The 17,010-nt window shown below is 69.8% G+C and carries 21 protein-coding genes; 9 read left to right on the top strand and 12 right to left on the bottom strand.

Features of this window, described 5'->3' with window-relative positions; genetic code table 11:
• Positions 1 to 3 precede the first annotated feature (3 nt).
• Positions 4 to 441 carry a DUF5796 family protein gene (locus tag HHUB_RS07430; RefSeq protein ID WP_059056997.1) on the bottom strand — a complete coding sequence of 146 codons (438 nt, stop codon included), beginning with the start codon at positions 439 to 441 and terminating at the stop codon, positions 4 to 6.
• A gap of 301 nt (positions 442 to 742) precedes the next feature.
• On the opposite strand from HHUB_RS07430, the gene HHUB_RS07425 reads away from it, so the two are divergent.
• From HHUB_RS07425 to HHUB_RS16600, 3 genes are all read left to right on the top strand, one after another.
• On the top strand, positions 743 to 1,597 hold the full coding sequence (locus HHUB_RS07425; protein WP_059056996.1) for a shikimate kinase: 855 nt from the start codon (positions 743 to 745) through the stop codon (positions 1,595 to 1,597).
• A complete protein-coding gene (locus HHUB_RS07420; protein ID WP_059056995.1) occupies positions 1,531 to 1,860 on the top strand; it encodes a chorismate mutase in 330 nt (109 codons plus the stop codon). The genes HHUB_RS07425 and HHUB_RS07420 overlap by 67 nt, the downstream gene beginning before the upstream one ends.
• A gap of 61 nt (positions 1,861 to 1,921) precedes the next feature.
• Positions 1,922 to 2,074 (top strand): hypothetical protein, encoded by a 153-nt coding sequence (locus HHUB_RS16600; protein WP_157533992.1) that lies wholly within the window; start codon positions 1,922 to 1,924, stop codon positions 2,072 to 2,074.
• Here the strand turns inward: HHUB_RS16600 and HHUB_RS07415 are convergent.
• Positions 2,071 to 2,283 carry a hypothetical protein gene (locus HHUB_RS07415; protein WP_143416373.1) on the bottom strand — a complete coding sequence of 71 codons (213 nt, stop codon included), beginning with the start codon at positions 2,281 to 2,283 and terminating at the stop codon, positions 2,071 to 2,073. The two genes, HHUB_RS16600 and HHUB_RS07415, sit on opposite strands and share 4 nt — an antisense overlap.
• Positions 2,284 to 2,465: 182 nt before the next feature.
• Between HHUB_RS07415 and HHUB_RS07410 the strand changes: the two genes are divergently transcribed.
• The 3 genes from HHUB_RS07410 to HHUB_RS07400 are packed head-to-tail and all read left to right on the top strand — an operon-like array spanning position 2,466 to position 4,395.
• Positions 2,466 to 3,176, top strand: a complete 711-nt coding sequence (locus HHUB_RS07410; RefSeq protein ID WP_059056993.1) for a DUF47 domain-containing protein — start codon at positions 2,466 to 2,468, stop codon at positions 3,174 to 3,176.
• 54 nt (positions 3,177 to 3,230) lie between these two features.
• The gene (locus tag HHUB_RS07405) at positions 3,231 to 3,710 is read left to right on the top strand and encodes a cupin domain-containing protein (RefSeq protein ID WP_059056992.1); all 480 of its coding nucleotides are present in this window, start codon (positions 3,231 to 3,233) and stop codon (positions 3,708 to 3,710) included.
• Positions 3,711 to 3,753: 43 nt separating this feature from the next.
• Positions 3,754 to 4,395, top strand: a complete 642-nt coding sequence (locus HHUB_RS07400) for a hypothetical protein (RefSeq protein ID WP_059056991.1) — start codon at positions 3,754 to 3,756, stop codon at positions 4,393 to 4,395.
• Positions 4,396 to 4,413: 18 nt separating this feature from the next.
• Here the strand turns inward: HHUB_RS07400 and HHUB_RS07395 are convergent, their stop codons facing one another.
• From HHUB_RS07395 to HHUB_RS07360, 8 genes are all read right to left on the bottom strand, one after another.
• Positions 4,414 to 4,650, bottom strand: a complete 237-nt coding sequence (locus HHUB_RS07395; RefSeq protein ID WP_059056990.1) for a DUF7385 family protein — start codon at positions 4,648 to 4,650, stop codon at positions 4,414 to 4,416.
• A 62-nt stretch (positions 4,651 to 4,712) separates the two neighbouring features.
• Positions 4,713 to 5,279, bottom strand: coding sequence for a GNAT family N-acetyltransferase (locus tag HHUB_RS07390; RefSeq protein WP_082687199.1), 567 nt, complete (start codon positions 5,277 to 5,279; stop codon positions 4,713 to 4,715).
• Positions 5,280 to 5,338: 59 nt separating this feature from the next.
• A complete protein-coding gene (surE, locus tag HHUB_RS07385; protein ID WP_059056989.1) occupies positions 5,339 to 6,115 on the bottom strand; it encodes a 5'/3'-nucleotidase SurE in 777 nt (258 codons plus the stop codon).
• Positions 6,116 to 6,189: 74 nt separating this feature from the next.
• A complete protein-coding gene (locus tag HHUB_RS07380; protein WP_059056988.1) occupies positions 6,190 to 8,370 on the bottom strand; it encodes an amino acid permease in 2,181 nt (726 codons plus the stop codon).
• 69 nt (positions 8,371 to 8,439) lie between these two features.
• Complete coding sequence (locus HHUB_RS07375) at positions 8,440 to 8,865, bottom strand: NAD-binding protein (RefSeq protein WP_059056987.1); 426 nt, start codon at positions 8,863 to 8,865, stop codon at positions 8,440 to 8,442.
• Between the two features lie 116 nt (positions 8,866 to 8,981).
• Positions 8,982 to 9,461 (bottom strand): Lrp/AsnC family transcriptional regulator, encoded by a 480-nt coding sequence (locus tag HHUB_RS07370; protein WP_059056986.1) that lies wholly within the window; start codon positions 9,459 to 9,461, stop codon positions 8,982 to 8,984.
• A 62-nt stretch (positions 9,462 to 9,523) separates the two neighbouring features.
• A complete protein-coding gene (locus tag HHUB_RS07365; protein WP_059056985.1) occupies positions 9,524 to 10,969 on the bottom strand; it encodes a small ribosomal subunit Rsm22 family protein in 1,446 nt (481 codons plus the stop codon).
• Positions 10,956 to 11,687 carry a prephenate dehydrogenase/arogenate dehydrogenase family protein gene (locus tag HHUB_RS07360; protein WP_059056984.1) on the bottom strand — a complete coding sequence of 244 codons (732 nt, stop codon included), beginning with the start codon at positions 11,685 to 11,687 and terminating at the stop codon, positions 10,956 to 10,958. Before HHUB_RS07360 ends, HHUB_RS07365 begins: the two co-directional genes overlap by 14 nt.
• Positions 11,688 to 11,821: 134 nt before the next feature.
• Here HHUB_RS07360 and HHUB_RS07355 point away from each other — a divergent pair, with 134 nt between their 5' ends.
• Genes HHUB_RS07355 through HHUB_RS07345 form a run of 3 tightly spaced genes read left to right on the top strand, consistent with a single transcriptional unit; the run spans position 11,822 to position 14,824 of the window.
• The gene (locus HHUB_RS07355) at positions 11,822 to 13,189 is read left to right on the top strand and encodes a PAS domain-containing sensor histidine kinase (protein ID WP_059056983.1); all 1,368 of its coding nucleotides are present in this window, start codon (positions 11,822 to 11,824) and stop codon (positions 13,187 to 13,189) included.
• Between the two features lie 54 nt (positions 13,190 to 13,243).
• Positions 13,244 to 13,828 carry a HalX domain-containing protein gene (locus tag HHUB_RS07350; protein ID WP_059056982.1) on the top strand — a complete coding sequence of 195 codons (585 nt, stop codon included), beginning with the start codon at positions 13,244 to 13,246 and terminating at the stop codon, positions 13,826 to 13,828.
• 36 nt (positions 13,829 to 13,864) lie between these two features.
• Positions 13,865 to 14,824, top strand: coding sequence for a PAS domain-containing protein (locus tag HHUB_RS07345; RefSeq protein ID WP_059056981.1), 960 nt, complete (start codon positions 13,865 to 13,867; stop codon positions 14,822 to 14,824).
• 1 nt (position 14,825) lies between these two features.
• On the opposite strand, the gene HHUB_RS07340 is transcribed toward HHUB_RS07345, so the two are convergent.
• A complete protein-coding gene (locus HHUB_RS07340) occupies positions 14,826 to 16,001 on the bottom strand; it encodes a M24 family metallopeptidase (RefSeq protein WP_059056980.1) in 1,176 nt (391 codons plus the stop codon).
• 274 nt (positions 16,002 to 16,275) lie between these two features.
• Complete coding sequence (locus HHUB_RS16060) at positions 16,276 to 16,863, bottom strand: universal stress protein (RefSeq protein WP_082687198.1); 588 nt, start codon at positions 16,861 to 16,863, stop codon at positions 16,276 to 16,278.
• Positions 16,864 to 17,010: the final 147 nt, after the last annotated feature.

Below are 17,010 nucleotides of genomic sequence, written 5' to 3'. Positions count from 1 at the left end.
GCGCTACTCCTCCGACTCCGGTGCGAACAGCTCGAACGAGCGCTCGCCGAGTTCGTCCTCCTCGAAGACGAACACGCGACCCCGGGCCTCCTCGGGGTCGGCTTCGACCTCCGTCGCGTAGCCGTCCGCGCGCACGGTCACGCCCGGGAACAGCTCCTCTTCCTCGCCGGGGTCGAGCAGGACGCGGCCGACGCCCGTCGATTCGAGAATCTCGTCGTGGGTCTTGCGGTCGTTCACGTAGACCAGGACGCCCTCCGTCTCCGTCGGGTCCGTGACGAGGACGTGGACGTCCTTGCCCGGCCGGCACCGCACCGTCCCGTGGACCTTCTCCGGGACGCCGTTGTAGAACGTGCGGCGGCCGTCCGTGTACTCGACGTAGACGCCCTCCTCTTCGAGTTCGACGCCGAGCGTGCTCGGCGCGATGTCGTTGCGGGCGCTCATAGCTGTGGCTTGCGGGTGGGCGTGGAAAAGCCCGCCGTTTGCGTGGCCTCGCTTCGCTCGGGCACGCTGCTCACGCATCGCTACGCTCCGCGTTCGCTTCGACGTGCTCTCCCGTTGGTCGAGCACGCTGCTCGCGGCTCGCGGTGCTCGCCGTTCGCCGTAACGTGGCCTCACTACGTTCGGCCACGCTGCTCGCGGCTCCCTTCGGTCGCCGCTCGCCATAACGTGGGCTCGCTTCGCTCGCCCACGCTCTCCTTGCCCGAAGCGCCAGTCGTAAATACCGGCCGTGGCAGGTCAACACATGGACGGCCGTGCAGCAGCGCCAGCCGCGGGCACTGTGTTGAACGCGCTCGCGACGGGCATCGGGTCGGCGTTCGCGCTCGACTTCGACGTGACAGCGGAGGTGTCGCTGGACGCGGCTGCCGACGGCGTCACCGGCAGCGTCGCCGACCACCCGGACGCCGACACCGCGCTCGTGGAGCGGTGCGTGTCGCTGGTGACCGACGAGTACGGGCACGGCGAGGGCGGCACCGTCCACACGGACAGCGAGGTGCCGCTGGCGTCCGGCCTGAAGAGTTCGAGCGCGGCCGCGAACGCGACCGTGCTGGCGACGCTGGACGCGCTCGGCGAAGCCGAGTCGGTCGCCCGCGAGGACGCGGCGCGTCTCGGCGTCGAGGCCGCTCGCGAGGTGGGCGTCACCGTCACGGGCGCGTTCGACGACGCGTCGGCGAGCATGCTCGGCGGGCTCACGATGACGGACAACCGCGAGGACGACCTGCTGTTCCGCGACGAAGTCGAGTGGGCGGCGCTCGTGTGGACGCCGCCCGAGCAGTCGTTCTCCGCGGACGCGGACGTCGAGCGCTGCCAGCGGGTCGCGCCGATGGCCGACCACGTCGCCGACCTCGCGGCCGACGGCGAGTACGGCACCGCGATGACGGTCAACGGGCTGGCGTTCGCAGCGGCGCTCGGCCACCCGACCGAGCCAATCGTGGACGCCCTCCCGCACGCCGACGGGGCGTCCCTCTCGGGTACCGGCCCGAGCTACGTCGCGGTCGGCGAGGAAGACGCACTACAGGAGGTGAAATCACTATGGGACGAGAACCCGGGGACAGTCCGGCTGACGACGACGCAGCTGGACGGGGCCCGGACGACATGAGCTTGGAGGAACTGCGCGAGGAAATCGAGTCCATCGACCGCGAAATCGTCGACCTCATCGCGCGGCGCACGTACGTCGCCGAGACCATCGCGGAGGTCAAAGACGAGCGCGGGATGGCGACGACCGACGAGGGCCAAGAGCAGGCGGTGATGGACCGCGCCGGCCAGAACGCGGAGGCCTTCGACGTGGACCCGAACCTCGTGAAGGCCATCTTCCGGCTACTCATCGAACTGAACAAGGTCGAACAGCGCGAGAATCGGTAGACGGCGCTTTCGGCTCGGTCGGCGAACAAACCTTTTACGCGAAGACGCGCAATTCTCGACCATGGGTAGCAAAGCGAGAGTCCCGAGTTCCGGGCCATCCGACGACGACGACACTGAGAAGGATGCGAAGCTCGGTGACCTGCTCTCCGGTCGGCTGTCCGAAGTTGACGTCGATTCTGTCACCACGGTTCACGAGCGGCCAGCGCGCGATTAGCCGAACTCGTCGTGGAGGACTGCTCTGAGGTCGTAGTAGTTCGCAACGACTGCGCAGACGACCATCAGGAGGACGGCGGCGAAGAAGGCGACGAGTCCTACAGTGCTCTCGAAGAGCCGCTGGGGAACGATGAAGCCCAGCGAAATCACCCCGATACAGAGGACAGCGACACCGACGACGAGGGCTGCGCCGAATCCTCGGAGGGACATCACCATGTCGTACCACAGCCGCGGATAGGTGAAAAGCTACTTCCTGTAGTGGATTCCGTGAACGCGGTCGGACGGCGCGGGAACCGCCGACCGAACGGCCGCGCCGAGCTATAGTCGGCCACGTTGGGGTACGGAGCCCTCATATCAACCTCTTTGCGACTGCCGGCGCCGACTTCGAACTGATGTCATCCAAGGGCACGCCGGAGTTCTCAAGGCGGGTCGTCGAGCAGACCGACGCGTACCTCGAAACCATCAGCGAGTGCGTGGACCTGCTGGCGGAACTCGTCGAGGAGTACACCGCGGGGGACGCGGCCCGACAGCTCGTCGAGGAGATTCGAGCCCGCGAGAGCGAGTGCGACGGGCGGAGCCGGCGCATCAGCGCGCTCGTCACGAACACGACAGTCCGGGAGTTCGGCATCCGCAACTCCCGGATGCACCTCAACGCCGAGCAGGTGGTGCGGCTCTACCAGTTGCTCGACGAGATTCCGAACGCCGCCGAGGAGATCGCCGAAGCGCTCGTGACGGTTACCCCGGCGCGGCGGCGCTCGTGCTTCCGGCGGTACCGGGAGATGGTCAGCCGCGTGACCGAGGCGATGGGCGCGCTCCACGACGCCGTCCGCGAGTTCGTCCGCCTGCTGACCTCCTCGACGGAGACGGGGTCGATAGCCGAGCACGTGGCGACGGTTCGCGCCGCCGAGAGCGACTGCGACGACGTCCGCAACGCCGTCGTGGCGGACGTGTTCGCGGACGAGACCGTCGATCAGCCGATGGTGTACCGGGAGTTCGCGTGCCTGTTCGACCGGCTCGTGGACGCGATGGAGGACGTGACCGACCAGCTCGTGTTGCTCTCCAGCAGCGAGCAGTGGATCACGGCCGAGCCACAGCAGCAGTGAGCGGCGCATCCGTTGGGCCGAAGGAACTACGCGGAGCGCGCCGTAGCGCCAGGCATGCCACTCGTGAACGAGGACGACCTCGACTGGACGGACGTCGACGACGGCGAGATGCGGGTGCGGCGCAAGCAGTTGGGGGAGGCGGCGGGCAGCGAGGACCTCGGCTGCAGCCTCTACGAACTCCCGGCGGGCGAGGCGTCGTGGCCGTACCACTACCACACCGCCAACGAGGAGGCGCTGTACGTGCTCTCGGGGAGCGGGATGGTGCGGCTCGCGGGCGAGGCGCGGTCGCTCAGGGCGGGCGACTACGTCGCGCTCCCCGCCGGCGAGTCCGGTGGGCACAGGGTCGTCAACGACTCCGAGGGACCGCTGCGGTACCTCGTCGTCTCCACGATGAACGAGCCCGAGGTGACCGTCTACCCGGACTCCGAGAAGTTCGGCGTGTTCGTCGGCGCGGCGCCGGGCGGCCGGGGCGTGCGCTCGCTGGACGGCTACTACCGCATCGACGACGACGTGGACTACTGGGAGGGGGAGTGACGCCGCCCGAGCGGTTATGGCGTCGGCCGCAGTAGCCTCCGCCATGAATCGCCGAGACGTGCTCCGGGCGGGCGCAGCCGCTGGAATCGCTGGCCTCGCGGGCTGTGTCGTGCCGGGTGGCGACGATGACGACGCGGCGTTCGCCGAGAGCTTCGAGGACGGTCTCGGCGACTGGGAGGCGGACGCGGCCATCGGCCCGGAGGTGGACCTCGCGGAGTTCGAGTGGGAGGTCGGCGTCTCGGACGCGCAGGCGGCGGCCGGCGACCAGTCCTTGCGGGTGTGGAACGAGGGGAGCTACGACGACGGCGTGACGTGGGCCGTCCACCCGGTGTCCGTCGAGTCCGGGCGGGCGTACGAGGTCCAAGTGGAGGGGCAGTTCTGGAGCGAGTCGGAGTCGTTCAACACGATTCGGGACGCCGTGATGCGCCTCGGCCCGGAGCCGCCCGCGGCCGAGGCGGACTTCCCGCAGCCGGGCGTCAACACCTCGGAGTTGGGCGAGACGCCGTACGGCGGCCTCCGGGAGCCGCTGTGGCTGGCGGACGGCTGGCACGAGTACGACTTCGAGTGGACCACGCCGGAGCTGTCCACGGACACGCTGTACCTCGCGGTCGGCACGGCGGTCATCTGGGAGGCCGACGCGACTCACTACGTCGACGACCTCTCGGTGAGCGTCGAGGCGCGGTGAGCGCGGCGGCGCTCGCGACTACTGGGGCTTGTGCGTGAAGATGACGGCGCGGCCGTCGTCGACGCCGACACAGAGGTCCAGTTGCCGCGAGAGGTTCAGGCTCGTGGGGTTGTCCTTGCAGACGACGAGGTCGTCGAAGGGGTCGCCGCAGGCGGGACAGGAGACGGAGACGGTGTTCTGGTAGGACTTGAGCGCGCTGTTCTCCTCGCGCGGCGTCAGCGACGAGACGAGTTCGTCGAAGTCGACGTCGTCCATACCGAGTGACTCGTTCACGTCCACATAAATGCTAGCTGGCGGGACGCGAGTACGGCGACCGCTCAGAGGTACCGCGACATGCGGTGGGCGGCGCCCATCGGGTTCACCGTCGAGAAGCCGGCGCGCTGGTAGAGCCGCTGGGCGTCGCGCTTCCACGACTCGACGGAGAGCCAGACGTACTCGACGCCCTCGCGGCGGGCGTGTTCGAGGCCGACCGCGAGGAGGTGCGTGCCGATGCCCGCGCGCTGGTAGTCCTGGTGGACGAAGACGGCGAGTTCGTGGCGGCCGGTGCCGTCCGGGACGAACATCACGTGTCCGACGACCTCGCCGTCCGCGACTGCGACGACGTTCGGGCCGTCGAGGACGCCGTCAAGCCAGTCTCTGATGGCGTCCTCGGCGAGCGGCGGCGTCCCCTGCGCGCGCTGGCTGGGGTCGAAGTCGTCGTACATCCCGACCAGCGACTCGAAGTCCCGCTCGTCGTAGGCGCGCACGCGAACCTCGCGGTCCTCGCCGTCCGTGAACGTCGTCGGCGGCGGCGTGAGCGTGATGCGCTCGGGCCGGAACCGGGCGACGAGCCGGCGGGCCAGTCCCGTGACGCGCGGCAGGAGCGCGTCTGGCGGCGACGACATCGAGCGTGTGATTCACACCCGCGGCGTAAATAGCTGGCTGCGAGGGTTAATGAGGAAGGTTAGTCGTAGGTCTCCGCGAGCGCGTCCAGCGCCTCGTGGTGCTCGGTGGTGTGGGGCGCGGTGAGCGGCGAGACGGAGACGTGGCCGTCGACGACCGCGCGGCGGTCGGTCCCCGGCGGGTCGGGGATGTCGCCCTCGTCCATCCGGTCCCACATCCGGTCGTGGAGCGTGATGGTGCCGCCGTCGCGGTCGGCGGTCATGTCGTAGCCGTGGGAGGGGCGGGTGACGACCATCTCGCCGGACGCGTCCGCGCCCGGGTGGGGCGCGTTCACGTTCAGGTAGTCGGCGTGCTCGAAGACGCCGGCGTCGAGGGCGTGCTCGACGAGGTACGTGGTCGCCTCGACGGCGGCCTCGTAGTCCGACGGCTCCGTCGGCTCGCCGAAGTCCGCCTCGGTGAGGAACAGCGACGACGCGATTGCGGGCACGCCGAAAAACGCGGCCTCGACGGCCGCGCTGACGGTGCCCGACCGCCCGAGCACGTACATCCCGAGGTTCGCGCCCTCGTTGACGCCCGCGACCACCACGTCCGGGTACGGGCCGAGCGCTTCCAGCCCCGCGACCACGCAGTCGGTCGGCGTCCCGTCGATGGCGTACCCGAGTTCGTGCTCCTCGACGGTGACCTCGCGGGACATCGCGCGGCCGGTCGCGCTCTTGTCCGTCGTCGGCGCGACCACCGTCACGTTCCCGACGTCGTCGAGGCCCTCCGCGAGCGCTCGAATCCCCGGCGCGTCGATGCCGTCGTCGTTGGTGACCAGAATCTCGGGTTCCTCGCTCATCGCCACGCGGCCCCCAGCGCGTCTGTCATTACGCGGGGAGTCACCCCGCCGGGGAAAAAGCGTGTCGGCGCCGGTCAGAACACGAGGCGTTCGACGACCCGGCGCGCGAACCCCGGCCGTCGCGACTCCCGGGGATAGACCGTGACCTCGGTGGAGTCGGCGGCGCTCGGCGAGTAGTCGCCGCGCCCGCCGCGGACGCGGCTCTGTACGCCCGTCCGAATCACGACGTCGGGGTCGGTGCCGTCGGCCGACCGGTCGCGCGTTCGGACCGGCGCGGACAGCAGCCCCGCGAGTTCGCTCTGGTAGGCTCGAATCGTCTCGGTGCGCGTCTCCGGCAGGTCGTCGCCCAGCGGGGAGCGGAGCGTGACGTGGCCGCCGGTTTCGCCCGCAATCGCGTCGGCGACGACGACCGAAGCCGGGTCGAACGGCCCGCCGTCCCCTTCGAGGACGACGTGCTGGGGGTCGTCGTAGCCGCGGTTCTCCACGAGCAACACGTCGCAGTGGGCGTGGCGGACGACCCAGTCGATGGGGTCGCCGAGCAGCCGCGACCGCAGGCGGAGGCGCTCGTGCTCGGCGACGATGGCCTCGACGCCGCGGTGCTCGGCGTAGTTCACGATGGCGTGTTTGGTGTCGTGGCTGACGATTTCGCCGTACTCGACGTCGACGTCGAACTCGTCGGCGAGGTCGCCGGTCTGCTCCTCGAAGCGGACGTCTGCGGGCGACTGCAGTTCCGCGGCGTGGTCCAGCGGCGCCTGGTCGGGCACCTCGTCGAAGCGAACGACGACGACGCGGCCGCCCTCCGGCCGGACGAGGTCGGCGGCCAGCGACAGGAGCGCGCGCTCCCGCTCGGTGTCGGCTTCCCGGGTGAGCGCGACCAGCACCTCCGGCGTCTCATCGTCGGCGAACTCGCCGTCGACGAACGCCTCGGTCTCCGTGAGCACGTCGCGGCCGAGCCGCCGCCGGATGACGTCCGTGGCGGCGCCCTCGCGGCGGATGCGCGAGCGAGCGTAGACGAAGTACCACGCGACGCTCCCGACGGTGATGACGACCGCGCCGACGAGCGGCACCCACCCCATCTGGGTGAGCAACACGACGCCGCTGAGGACGCCGAACGCCTGCATCCACGGGTACAGCGGCGACTCGAACTCGGGGTCGTAGCCCTCGGTCGAGCCCTCGCGGAACGCGACCAGCGCGAAGTTGATGAGCACGAACACGAGAATCTGGAACGCGCTCGCGAGCTTCGCGATTTCGAGGATGGGGACGAACGCGATGAGCGCGAGGACGACCGCGCCCGTGAGCGTGATGGCGGTCGTCGGCGTGCCGAACCGCTCGTGAATCTCGGCGAACGTGGGCGGCGCGAGCTGGTCGCGGCTCATCGCGAACGGGTACCGCGACGACGAGAGGATGCCGGCGTTGGCGGTGGAGACGAGCGCGAGCAGCGCCGCGCCGATGACCGCGTAGACGCCCCACTGGCCGAGCGTGACCTCCGCGGCGACCGCGACCGGGGTGGCGGAGCCGGCGACGCTGCCGGCCTCGGTGACGCCGACCATCACCGCGACGATGCCGACGTACAGCAGGGTGGTGAACGCCAGCGACCCGAGGATGCCGATGGGGATGTTCTTCCCGGGGTCTTCGACCTCCTCGGCGACGCTGGCGACCTTCGTGACGCCCGCGTAGGAGACGAACACGAGGCCGGTCGCGGCGAGCAGGCCCTCGACGCCGCCGGTGAAGAAGTTCTGGTAGTTCTCGGGCTGGGTCTTGGTGGCGCTGCCGGCGACGAACCAGCCCAGCGCCGCGAGCATCACCGAGACGATGACGACCTGCAGGCGGCCGGTCTGCTTCGCGCCGAGGAGGTTCACGAGGATGAGGAACGCCGCGAGCCCGAGCGCGACGGGCTTGACGGGGAGGTCGAACAGCAACACGAGGTAGGGGACGCCGCCGACGAGCGCGAGCGCGCTCTTGAACGACAGCGAGAACCACGTGCCGACGCCCGCGATGGTGCCCAGTACGGGCCCCATGCCGCGCTCGATGTAGAGGTAGGTGCCGCCGGCTTCCGGCATCGCGGTCGCCATCTCGGACTTCGAGAGGGCGGCCGGGACGACGAGCAGGCCGGCCAGCAGGTACGCCACTATCACCGCGGGACCCGCGATGCCGAGCGCGAGCGCGGGGAGGATGAAGATGCCGCTGCCGATCATGGCGCCGACGCTGATGGCGAAGACGGCGCCGAGGCCGAGGTCTCGTTCGAGTGTTTTCATGAGAGAGTGAGTGTGAGACGGGGTGGTCGTCGCGCTGTGCGCTCGATAGAGCGGCCGTTCGCCCGCACGCTACCACCGGTCGGCGACGGCGCGGGCGAGCGCCGCGGCGGCGTCGACGGTCTCGACGCCGCCGAGCTCGAAGGCGGACGCTCTGTCGGGGTCGTTCGTTCGGACGAGCACGCGCTCGACGCCGAACGTGGTGCGCGCGAGCTGTGCGACGAGGAGGTTGGTGGCGTCGTCGGGTTCGAGAGCGAGCACCGTGGTCGCTTCGTCGAGGCCGGCCCCCCGCAGCGAGTGGGCGTCCAGTGCATCGACTGTCCGGACGGTCTGTCCGGGTGGCGGGTCGGTCGTCGGCGACCGGTCGACGCGCGTCACCGTCTCGCCGTCGGCCGCCAGTCGGTCGGCGACCGCGCGACCGACGGCGCCCCCGCCGACGACGAATACCGCGTCCTCCCCCTGCCGCGTCCGGTCTGTCGCGTGTTCGGATGAACTCATGTGCGTTGGTGAGCGCACCCGCCGCTTCGGGTGTCGCTACTCACCCACTCGTACCGGACGGAACCGCATAAACTAACCGGACTTTCTGCTAAGTCGTCAAAATATAAGGAATATAATCACTCCTCGTCCGATACGCCGGTGTCGAAGCCCTCGTAGGGGCCGGAGTGGACGTTCCGGATGAGGTCCTCGTCGACGACCTCCAGCCCGAGGTCGTCGAGGTCGCGGCCGATGCGGCTCAAGTCGTCGCTGTCGGTCCCCACGGCGGAGACGTGGACGTTCTCCGAGCCCGTCATCACCTCCTCGACGCGCACCACGCCCGGCACGCTCAACGCTTGCGCCGCCAGCTCCTCGCGGCGCGTCACGGGCGCCGTGCAGACGATGAGCGTGTACAGCTGGTAGCCGGACAGCTCGTAGTCGACGTCCGCGTGGTAGCCCCGCAGTATCCCGCGCTCCTCCAGTCGCTGGATGCGGTTGCGGACCGTGCTCGCGGAGACGCCCGCGCTGTCGGCGATGTTCTGCGAGGACGTGCTGCGGGCGTCCTCCTGGAGCGCGTGCAGTATCTGCTTGTCCAGGTCGTCGAGACCTTCCAGTGTCATACGTCGCTCTCGCGGACGAACCAGCATAAAATACCGGCTCACGCGGCGACCCGTCCGGGGCCCTACGCGCGGTCGACGACCGTCTCCTCGTCGACGACCAGATTGTACGCCTCCTCGTCGTCGTTCCAGAGCACGAGCGCCGACTCCACGGAGAGCAACTGGCCGTAGTCCGCGCGCTCGAGGTCGCGGTTGAGGCTCGTCGGCCGCACCAGCACCGCGTAACAGTCCTCGCGCTCGCTGCCGTCGCTGACCTTGAACAGCGAATTCCCGTCTTCGGCGAGGTTCCGGGAGAGCTTCGCCAGCACCGCGTCCACGCGGTCGGTGACGCAGTCGTCGGCGTCCGCGAGCTTCAACAGCCGGTCGGCGGACAGCGAGACATCGTGCTGGCGGACGCCGTCCGTGCGCAGCAGCGAGTACGAGAACCGCACCTCGGTGTGGGAGAACTCCGAGGGGCGCTGGCTCGCGCCCGCGAGCCGCTCCTGGAAGCTCGGCACCGCGACGTCCGGGCGCTCGTCGAACGTCCAGCCGCGGTCGCTGGGACGCTCGCCCGGCCACAGCCGCGGCGTCGGGCCGTAGACGGTCGCGCCGCGCGCTTCGAGGTCGCGTTCGACCTCGCGGAGGTGCGTGCTCGTGTTCTTGTCTGCGGGTGCGAGCCCGAGGAACGTCCCACCGTCGCACTCGCGTCGCTCGCGCGACGAGCTCCCGGTCGCTTCGCTCTCGGGAACGCCCTCGGCGAGCGCGTCCACGTACTTCTGGGCGGTCGCCACGGGTTCGTCGAGTTCGCTGAGCACGCTACACGCCAGCACGAGGTCGTACTCGCCGTCCGGGTCGAAGGATTCGGCGGTCTCGCGGTGAATCGTCGGGTGGACGTTCCGCCCGGTCTCGTCGAGCAGTTCGTCCAGCACGTCCGCGGCGTCGCTCGGCTCGACGGCGTGGTACTCCACGAGCGCGTCGTCGGGCAGGAAGTCAAACAGGCCGAGCGCGGGGCCGCCGACGCCCGCGCCCACGTCCAGCACGCGGAGGTCCCCGGAGAGCACGCCGCCCGCCGCGAGGTCCGCGAGCGCGTACTGAATCGCCGCGTAGTACGTCGCGAGGTGGTAGATTGCGTACCCGAGCGCGACCTCCTCGTCGTACTCGACGGCGTGCTGGCGGTAGTACTGCTCCTTGAAGCGGCGAATCGTCTCCCGCAGGCGCTTCCCGGAGTCGCCGCGGTGCCAGTCGGTGCCCCACTGCTCGACGAGCAAGTCCTCGACGACGCGCTCGTACCGCCGGGGGAGCGCGTCCACGCCGTCGAAGTCAGGGTGGACTGGCTCGTCGCTGGCGGGGACAAACGTGCCGTCCTCGCGCTCCACGAGGCCGAGATCCGCGGCGTGCTCGCGCAGCACCTGCCGGACGACCGCCTCGTGTGGCTGGTCGGCGACGTACTCCCGGAGTTCGTCGGGGTCCAGCGGCCGCACGTCTCGCAGGTACTTCGCCGAGTCCAGAATCGCCGCCCTATCGACCGGCATCCTCGTACACCTCCTCGAAGGCCTCGCGGTCGGCGTCGGCGAGCCGCTGTGCGGCCGCGGCCACGTCGTCCGCGCCGCCGAAGGCGTCCTGAATGTCGGCGTACACGCGTGCGTTCCCGCCGGTCACGCGCTCGGCGAGCGCCGCGAGGTCCTCGTAGACCGGCGTGGCGAGTTCCTCGGGCACGTCGTCGGCCGCGAGCGCGAACGCCAGCACGGCGGCGTGCGCCCGCCCCTGAATCGTCCCCATCGCGTCGTCGTGCTCGGCCGCGCCGACGTCCACGAGGTCGTTGCCAGCGGCGTCGAGCCACTCGCGCACGCGGTCGGTCGCCGGCCCGGGCGCGCTCTCCGCGACCGCGATGCGGCCCGGCGCGTGTTCGGGCGCGAACAGCGGGTGGAAGCTCACGCGCTCGCGGGCGGGCGCCGTCTCCGCCATCGCTGAAAGCGGCGCGCGCATCTCGCCGGTGAAGTCCACGACCGCCTGCTCGGCGCGGCCGGCGTGGCGCTCGATGGCGTCGACGGCCGCCCCCATCGGCACGGCGACGGCGACGATACCGAACGACTCCTCGGTGTCCAGCGGGACGGCCGCCGCTCGGCGGTCGAGCTCCGTCGCGGCCGCTCTCGCGCGCTCGGCGTCCACGTCGGTGAACGTCACCGGCGCGTCGACCAGCTCCGCGAACCAGCGGCCGACGTCGCCGGCCCCCACCACGAGTACGTCCATCGGATTCCGATAGCGGCCGCCCCGGCAAAAGCAGTTCGTTCACGCCGCCCGCGCAGCGGCGCCGAACCGCCCCGATTTCCGCCGCTGATAATTCGACGCGTGGATTTTTATGCCCCCACGGGTTCCGGTCGCCCGTGCCGCAGTTAGACGCCAGCGAACCGAGCGAGCAATCCGCCCTCGACTGGCTCGTCGCGGGCCTCGGAGCGGTGCTCACGGCGGCTGCTGTCGCTCACTTCGGGGACCACGGGCACCACCAGCCGGTCGTCGTCGCGACCACCGTGGGGCCGTCGGTCGCGCTGCTGGCGTACGGCGTGTGGTTCCGGTACCTCGGGCGGGACCGGGCGCGCGCCACGACCGTCGCCGCGTGGGCGGTCGGCGGCGCGGGCGGCGTCCTCGCGCTCAGCCTCTGGACGATGTTCGTCGGCGGGTACGGCGACGGGACGACGGTCGATCACGTGTTCGTCCAGCACACGAGCGTCGGGGCGCTCGGCGCCGCCGTCGCGGGGACGTACAGCGAGCGGGCGCGCCACCGCTCCCGCGTCCAGGTCCGGCTCAAGCGCGCGCTCGACGCCGCGATGGACGGCGTCGCGGTCCTCGACGCCGACCGGCGCGTCGTCTACGCCAACGACGCCTTCCGCGAGGAGTACCGGACCGACGGCGGCGTCGCCGGCACGCACTGGCGCGAGTACTACCCGGAGAGCGCCGAGGACCGCCTCCGAGATGTTTTCGAGGAGCTGGACGCCAACGGGGACAGCGACGACCACTGGCACGGGCAAGTGCTCGCGCGCCGCGAGGACAGCCGCACGTACCCACAGGAGCTGTCGATGACGTCGCTGGGCGACGGCGGCTACGTCCTCGTGGCGCGTGACGTCACCACCCGCGAGGAGCGCGACCAGCGCCTGCGCGTGCTGAACCGCGTCCTCCGGCACAACGTCCGGAACTCCCTGAACGTCGTGCTCGGGCGGGCCGAGCGGTTCGCCGAGCGCCACGACGACGCGGACATCGAGAGCATCGTGTCCGCGGCCGAAGACCTGCTAGCGGTCAGCGAGAAGGCCCGCGTCGTCGAGCGCGTGCTCGGGGAGGACGACGCGAACACCGCGCCCCTCGACGACCTCCTCGACGCGGAACTCCAGCGCGCCCGCTCTCAACACCCCGAGGCCGTCTTCGAGGCCGCCGTCGATGCGAACGCCGAGGTCGACGCCCGGCTCCGGCTGGCGGTCCGCGAACTCCTGACGAACGCCGTCGAGCACAACGACAGCGACCCGCCCCGCGTGACCCTCGCGGCCGACGGCGACGACCTCGTGGACGTCCGCGTGTCCGACAACGGCCCCGGAATTCCCGAGCACGAGCGCCGCGCGCTCGCCGGCGTCACCGAGGAGTCCCTCCAGCACGGCTCCGGCATCGGGCTGTGGACGGTCTACTGGCTCGCCCGCCACTGCGGCGCCACGGTCGCCGTGCCCGACGAGAACACCGTGTGCATCCGCCTGCCGTCGGCGGACTGACCCGGGACACGGCGGGAAAGAGTTAACCGAACCGACGAACTTGGTCAGACAGAGATGCCCGAACCGGCGACGGTGCTCGTCGTCGAGGACGAGCGCGAACTCGCGGACCTGTTCGCCGACTGGCTGGCGGACAGCTACGACGTGCGAACGGCGTACAGCGCCGCGGACGCGCTCGAGGAACTCGACGAGGCAGTCGACGTCGTCCTGCTGGACCGCCGGCTCCCCGAGCGCTCCGGCGACGACGTCCTCGACACCATCCGCGAGCGCGGCCTCGACTGTCAGGTCGCGATGGTGACCGCCGTCGACCCCGACTTCGACACGCTCGAACTCGGCTTCGACTCGTACGTCGTCAAGCCCGTCGAGCGCGACGAGCTGGAGGCGCTCGTCAAGCAGCTGCTCGCGCGCTCGCTGTACAACGAGGAGGTCCAGCGGTACTTCGCGCTGGCGTCCAAGCGAGCGACCATCGAGACGACCAAGACCGACGCCGAGCTCGCGGGCGACGACCGCTACCAGAAGCTCTGCGAGGACATCCGCGAGCTCCGCTCGGAGCTCGACCAGCGCGTCGCCGACCTCGACGACGAGGACTTCCTCGCGGTGTTCCACGACCTCCAGACCCGCGACGAAGCCACAAGTGACTAACCCGCGGGCGGCCCTACAAGCCGACGAACCCCCGTCATGGGTGAACTGAACGTCCTGTTCGTCAGCGCGCACCAGCGGACGCGCGCGGCGGCCGAGCGCGCGCTCCCCGAGCACGCGCCGCTGACAGTGACCGCGCTCTCCTCCGCGGCCGACGCTCTCGACGTGCTCTCCGAGCAGGCCGTCGATTGCATCGCCGTCGCACACGCGGCCGACGGGACGGACGGCCTGCGGCTCCTGCGGCTCGTGCGCGACACTGACCCCGCGGTCCCGGTGGTCGTCTACGAGACGGCGGACGCCGACTCGATAGCCAGCGACGCCATCTCGCTGGACGTCACCGACTACGTCCGCGACGACGAGGAGGCCGACCCGCTGGGCGCGCTGGCCGAGGCGTGCCACGACGCCGCTGCGTCCTACCGCGCCGAGCAGGACGTCGCGATGCTGAACGACCTCGCGCGGAACGTCTACGAGCGCATCACGGACGGCTTCTTCGCGCTCGACCGCGACTGGCGGTTCACGTACGTCAACAGCGCCGCCGAGGAGATCCTGGAGGTGGACGCCGACGACGTCATCGGGGAGAACGTCTGGGACGCGTTCCCGGGCGCGGTCGGCACGGACTTCTACACGGAGTACCACCGAGCGATGGCCGCCCAGGAGCCGGTGACGTTCCGCGAGCACTTCCGACCCCTAGAGAAGACCTTCGAGGTGCGGGCGTTCCCCTCCGAAGACGGGCTCTCCGTGCACTTCCGGACGGTCGTCGACGACGAGGACGCCCAGCGCGGCGACCACCTCATCGAGCTGACGAACCTGCTGTCCTCGGACCTGCTGGAGTCAATCGACGTGCTCCGAGAGGACTTAGAGGCGGCGCGCGCGGCCGGCGGCGACAGCCCGGAGTTGGCGTCCGCGATGGAGTCGCTGGACCGCATGGAGTCGCTGGTGAACTACTCGATTCGGCTGGCCAGCGAGCGCCCGACGCCCGGCGAGCGCGAGCGCGAGTAGGTCACGCCGCGAGCGAAATCTCGTAGTCCGTCAGATTCTCGTAGCCGTCCTCGGTGACGACGACGATGTCCTCGATGCGGACGCCGCCCACCTCGGGGTCGTAGAGCCCGGGTTCGATGGTGATGACGTGGCCGGGGCGCAGTTCCTCGCCGCCCTGCGAGAGCGACGGCTGCTCGTGGACGTCGAGGCCGACGCCGTGGCCCGTCGAGTGGATGAACCCCGTCTCGGTCTCGGGGTCCGTGTAGACGGTGGGGAAGCCGTGGTCGGTGTAGACGTCCACGACCGCCTGATTGACGTCCTCGCCGGTCGCGCCGGGTTCGACGGCGTCGAGCGCGGCCCGCATCGCCTCGTGGGTGACGTCGTACCACTCCTGTTGGGTGTCGGTGGGTTCGCCGACGAGGAACGTCCGCGTCATGTCCGCGTGGTACTTCGATGCCTTGTCCCGCGGGAAGATGTCCACGACGACGAACTCGCCCGCCTCCAGCGGCCCGCTCCCGCGGTCGTGGGGGTCGGCGGCGTCCCGTCCGCAGGCGACGATAGTCTCGTCGAGCGCGCAGCCGTGCCGCAGCAACTCGATTTCGATTTCCTGCTTGACGAACTCGCTGGTGAGCGCGTCGCCGTCGTGGCGGAGGACGCCGTCCTCGCCGACGTCGGCGCCCCTGATGAGTTGCTCCGCGCGCGCCATCGCGGCCTCGTTGGCCTCCTGGGCGGTCCGCACGTGCTCGACTTCCTCGTCGGTCTTCGTCGCGCGCACGTCCGTGACGACGCCGTCCTCGTCCGGCTCGACGGAGACGCCCTGTTCGCGGAGCAGGTCCGCGGCACCCACGGGGAACCGCTCCTGGACGGCCAGCGACTCGCAGCCGACGTCTGCGAGGAACTCCGCGGCCATCATCGCCTCCGCCTCGCGTTCGCCGTGCTCGGCGTGCTTCTGTCGGTAGTCGTAGTCGGCGTGGCGCTTGACCGTGTCCGCGCGACTCTCCTGTTTCGCGCGGCCGTACTCCAGCGAGGAGACCAGCACGGCGGTCTCCTCGGGCGTGTAGACGGCGAAGTACGGGTCCGGAGCGTCGAAGCCGGTGACGTAGTAGAGGTCGCTGTTCGAGCCGTCGTCGTGGAACGCGTACCCGTCCAGTCCCTGCTCGTCGAGGAACTCGTCGAGGCGCGCGAAGTCGCGGTCCATGCCGGGGAGTCGTCGCGGCCGCCGCAAAATCCTACCGCCTCCGGCCATCCGCGAGCCGGAAAGCGAGAGACCAGAGAACCGACACACTGCCGGGAAACGTCCCGTACTGAGTATCGCGAGGTACTCGACGGATCTCACCGCGCCCCGATCGGCTCGTATCCTCCCTGAGAGAGTATCTCACCCCGAGTTACCGACCGAGGCGTCGCTTCGGTGTGGTGAGTGCGTCCGGGACGCACCGGCGGTTCGGGAGCAGTGAGACTCCCTCGGAACGGCCCTATTGGCTGACCACGAATATCGGTGCGTGTGTTTCTTGCCTGAGCTCGTTGGGAACCGACCCGCGGAAAAATCGCTCGAACAGTGACCGCTCGGACGCGCCAATCACGAGGAGCTCGTGTGTGTCGCTTTCCGCTGCTATCGTCGGGACAACATCGTCGCTGCGAACGAGGGCCGTCTCGACGGTACTGCCGGTCACGACGTCGGTGTACGTATCCAGCCGTCGGCCAGCGTCTCGTCTCTGGTCGTCTGTAGTGTCCTCCGAGATGACTGTCAGCAGTGTAATCGAGGCGCCCCACTCCGAAGCGATACTACTCGCCAGCGCCACAGCCGCACGGCTGTTGGGGCCGCCTGCTACCGGGACGAGCAGTGAGTTTATCGCCTGATTCGTTCCAGGGCCGTAATGCTCGATTGTCACGTCCTCGAGGCCCGCAACGTCAGTGAGGCCGAACTCTTGGCGAACGATTACGTCGCTAGTATAGCCAACCGGTCGTTTGAGGTGGCGTCGCGGTGTGTCGACGGCGTTCGGGTCGCTCGGTTGAACACTAGTGGCTGCGGCCGACAGCGATTTGTTGGGGAGTTCTGGCATTGCGCGTGGGTTGCGACTGCGGGATTTGATTACTCGCCGGACGAAATCCGGCGACGGCTTTTGTCGCCCGCAACGAGCGATAGACAGTTCGAGTGATAGTTGTCGCTCGCCACTATAACTGTTTGCACCGGGCCGTCGGCGGTGTTC

The sequence above is a fragment of the Halobacterium hubeiense genome, from assembly GCF_001488575.1.
Classification (GTDB): Archaea; Halobacteriota; Halobacteria; order Halobacteriales; family Halobacteriaceae; genus Halobacterium; species Halobacterium hubeiense.
Note: the sequence above shows the minus strand (reverse complement) of the source record. Positions and strands in the feature narration are given on the sequence as shown.

Excerpts from the sequence above, each read along its gene's own strand:
- HHUB_RS07390 (WP_082687199.1), bottom strand. The coding sequence starts at position 5,279 with ATGTCGTCGCCGCCAGACGCGCTCCTGCCGCGCGTCACGGGACTGGCC.
- surE (WP_059056989.1), bottom strand. The coding sequence starts at position 6,115 with ATGAGCGAGGAACCCGAGATTCTGGTCACCAACGACGACGGCATCGAC.
- HHUB_RS07360 (WP_059056984.1), bottom strand. The coding sequence starts at position 11,687 with ATGGACGTACTCGTGGTGGGGGCCGGCGACGTCGGCCGCTGGTTCGCG.
- HHUB_RS07420 (WP_059056995.1), top strand. The coding sequence starts at position 1,531 with ATGGGACGAGAACCCGGGGACAGTCCGGCTGACGACGACGCAGCTGGA.
- HHUB_RS07395 (WP_059056990.1), bottom strand. The coding sequence starts at position 4,650 with ATGGACGACGTCGACTTCGACGAACTCGTCTCGTCGCTGACGCCGCGC.
- HHUB_RS07425 (WP_059056996.1), top strand. The coding sequence starts at position 743 with ATGGACGGCCGTGCAGCAGCGCCAGCCGCGGGCACTGTGTTGAACGCG.
- HHUB_RS07405 (WP_059056992.1), top strand. The coding sequence starts at position 3,231 with ATGCCACTCGTGAACGAGGACGACCTCGACTGGACGGACGTCGACGAC.
- HHUB_RS07400 (WP_059056991.1), top strand. The coding sequence starts at position 3,754 with ATGAATCGCCGAGACGTGCTCCGGGCGGGCGCAGCCGCTGGAATCGCT.
- HHUB_RS07350 (WP_059056982.1), top strand. The coding sequence starts at position 13,244 with ATGCCCGAACCGGCGACGGTGCTCGTCGTCGAGGACGAGCGCGAACTC.
- HHUB_RS07410 (WP_059056993.1), top strand. The coding sequence starts at position 2,466 with ATGTCATCCAAGGGCACGCCGGAGTTCTCAAGGCGGGTCGTCGAGCAG.
- HHUB_RS07430 (WP_059056997.1), bottom strand. The coding sequence starts at position 441 with ATGAGCGCCCGCAACGACATCGCGCCGAGCACGCTCGGCGTCGAACTC.
- HHUB_RS07345 (WP_059056981.1), top strand. The coding sequence starts at position 13,865 with ATGGGTGAACTGAACGTCCTGTTCGTCAGCGCGCACCAGCGGACGCGC.
- HHUB_RS07375 (WP_059056987.1), bottom strand. The coding sequence starts at position 8,865 with ATGAGTTCATCCGAACACGCGACAGACCGGACGCGGCAGGGGGAGGAC.
- HHUB_RS07370 (WP_059056986.1), bottom strand. The coding sequence starts at position 9,461 with ATGACACTGGAAGGTCTCGACGACCTGGACAAGCAGATACTGCACGCG.
- HHUB_RS07340 (WP_059056980.1), bottom strand. The coding sequence starts at position 16,001 with ATGGACCGCGACTTCGCGCGCCTCGACGAGTTCCTCGACGAGCAGGGA.
- HHUB_RS16600 (WP_157533992.1), top strand. The coding sequence starts at position 1,922 with ATGGGTAGCAAAGCGAGAGTCCCGAGTTCCGGGCCATCCGACGACGAC.
- HHUB_RS07365 (WP_059056985.1), bottom strand. The coding sequence starts at position 10,969 with ATGCCGGTCGATAGGGCGGCGATTCTGGACTCGGCGAAGTACCTGCGA.
- HHUB_RS07380 (WP_059056988.1), bottom strand. The coding sequence starts at position 8,370 with ATGAAAACACTCGAACGAGACCTCGGCCTCGGCGCCGTCTTCGCCATC.
- HHUB_RS16060 (WP_082687198.1), bottom strand. The coding sequence starts at position 16,863 with ATGCCAGAACTCCCCAACAAATCGCTGTCGGCCGCAGCCACTAGTGTT.
- HHUB_RS07415 (WP_143416373.1), bottom strand. The coding sequence starts at position 2,283 with ATGTCCCTCCGAGGATTCGGCGCAGCCCTCGTCGTCGGTGTCGCTGTC.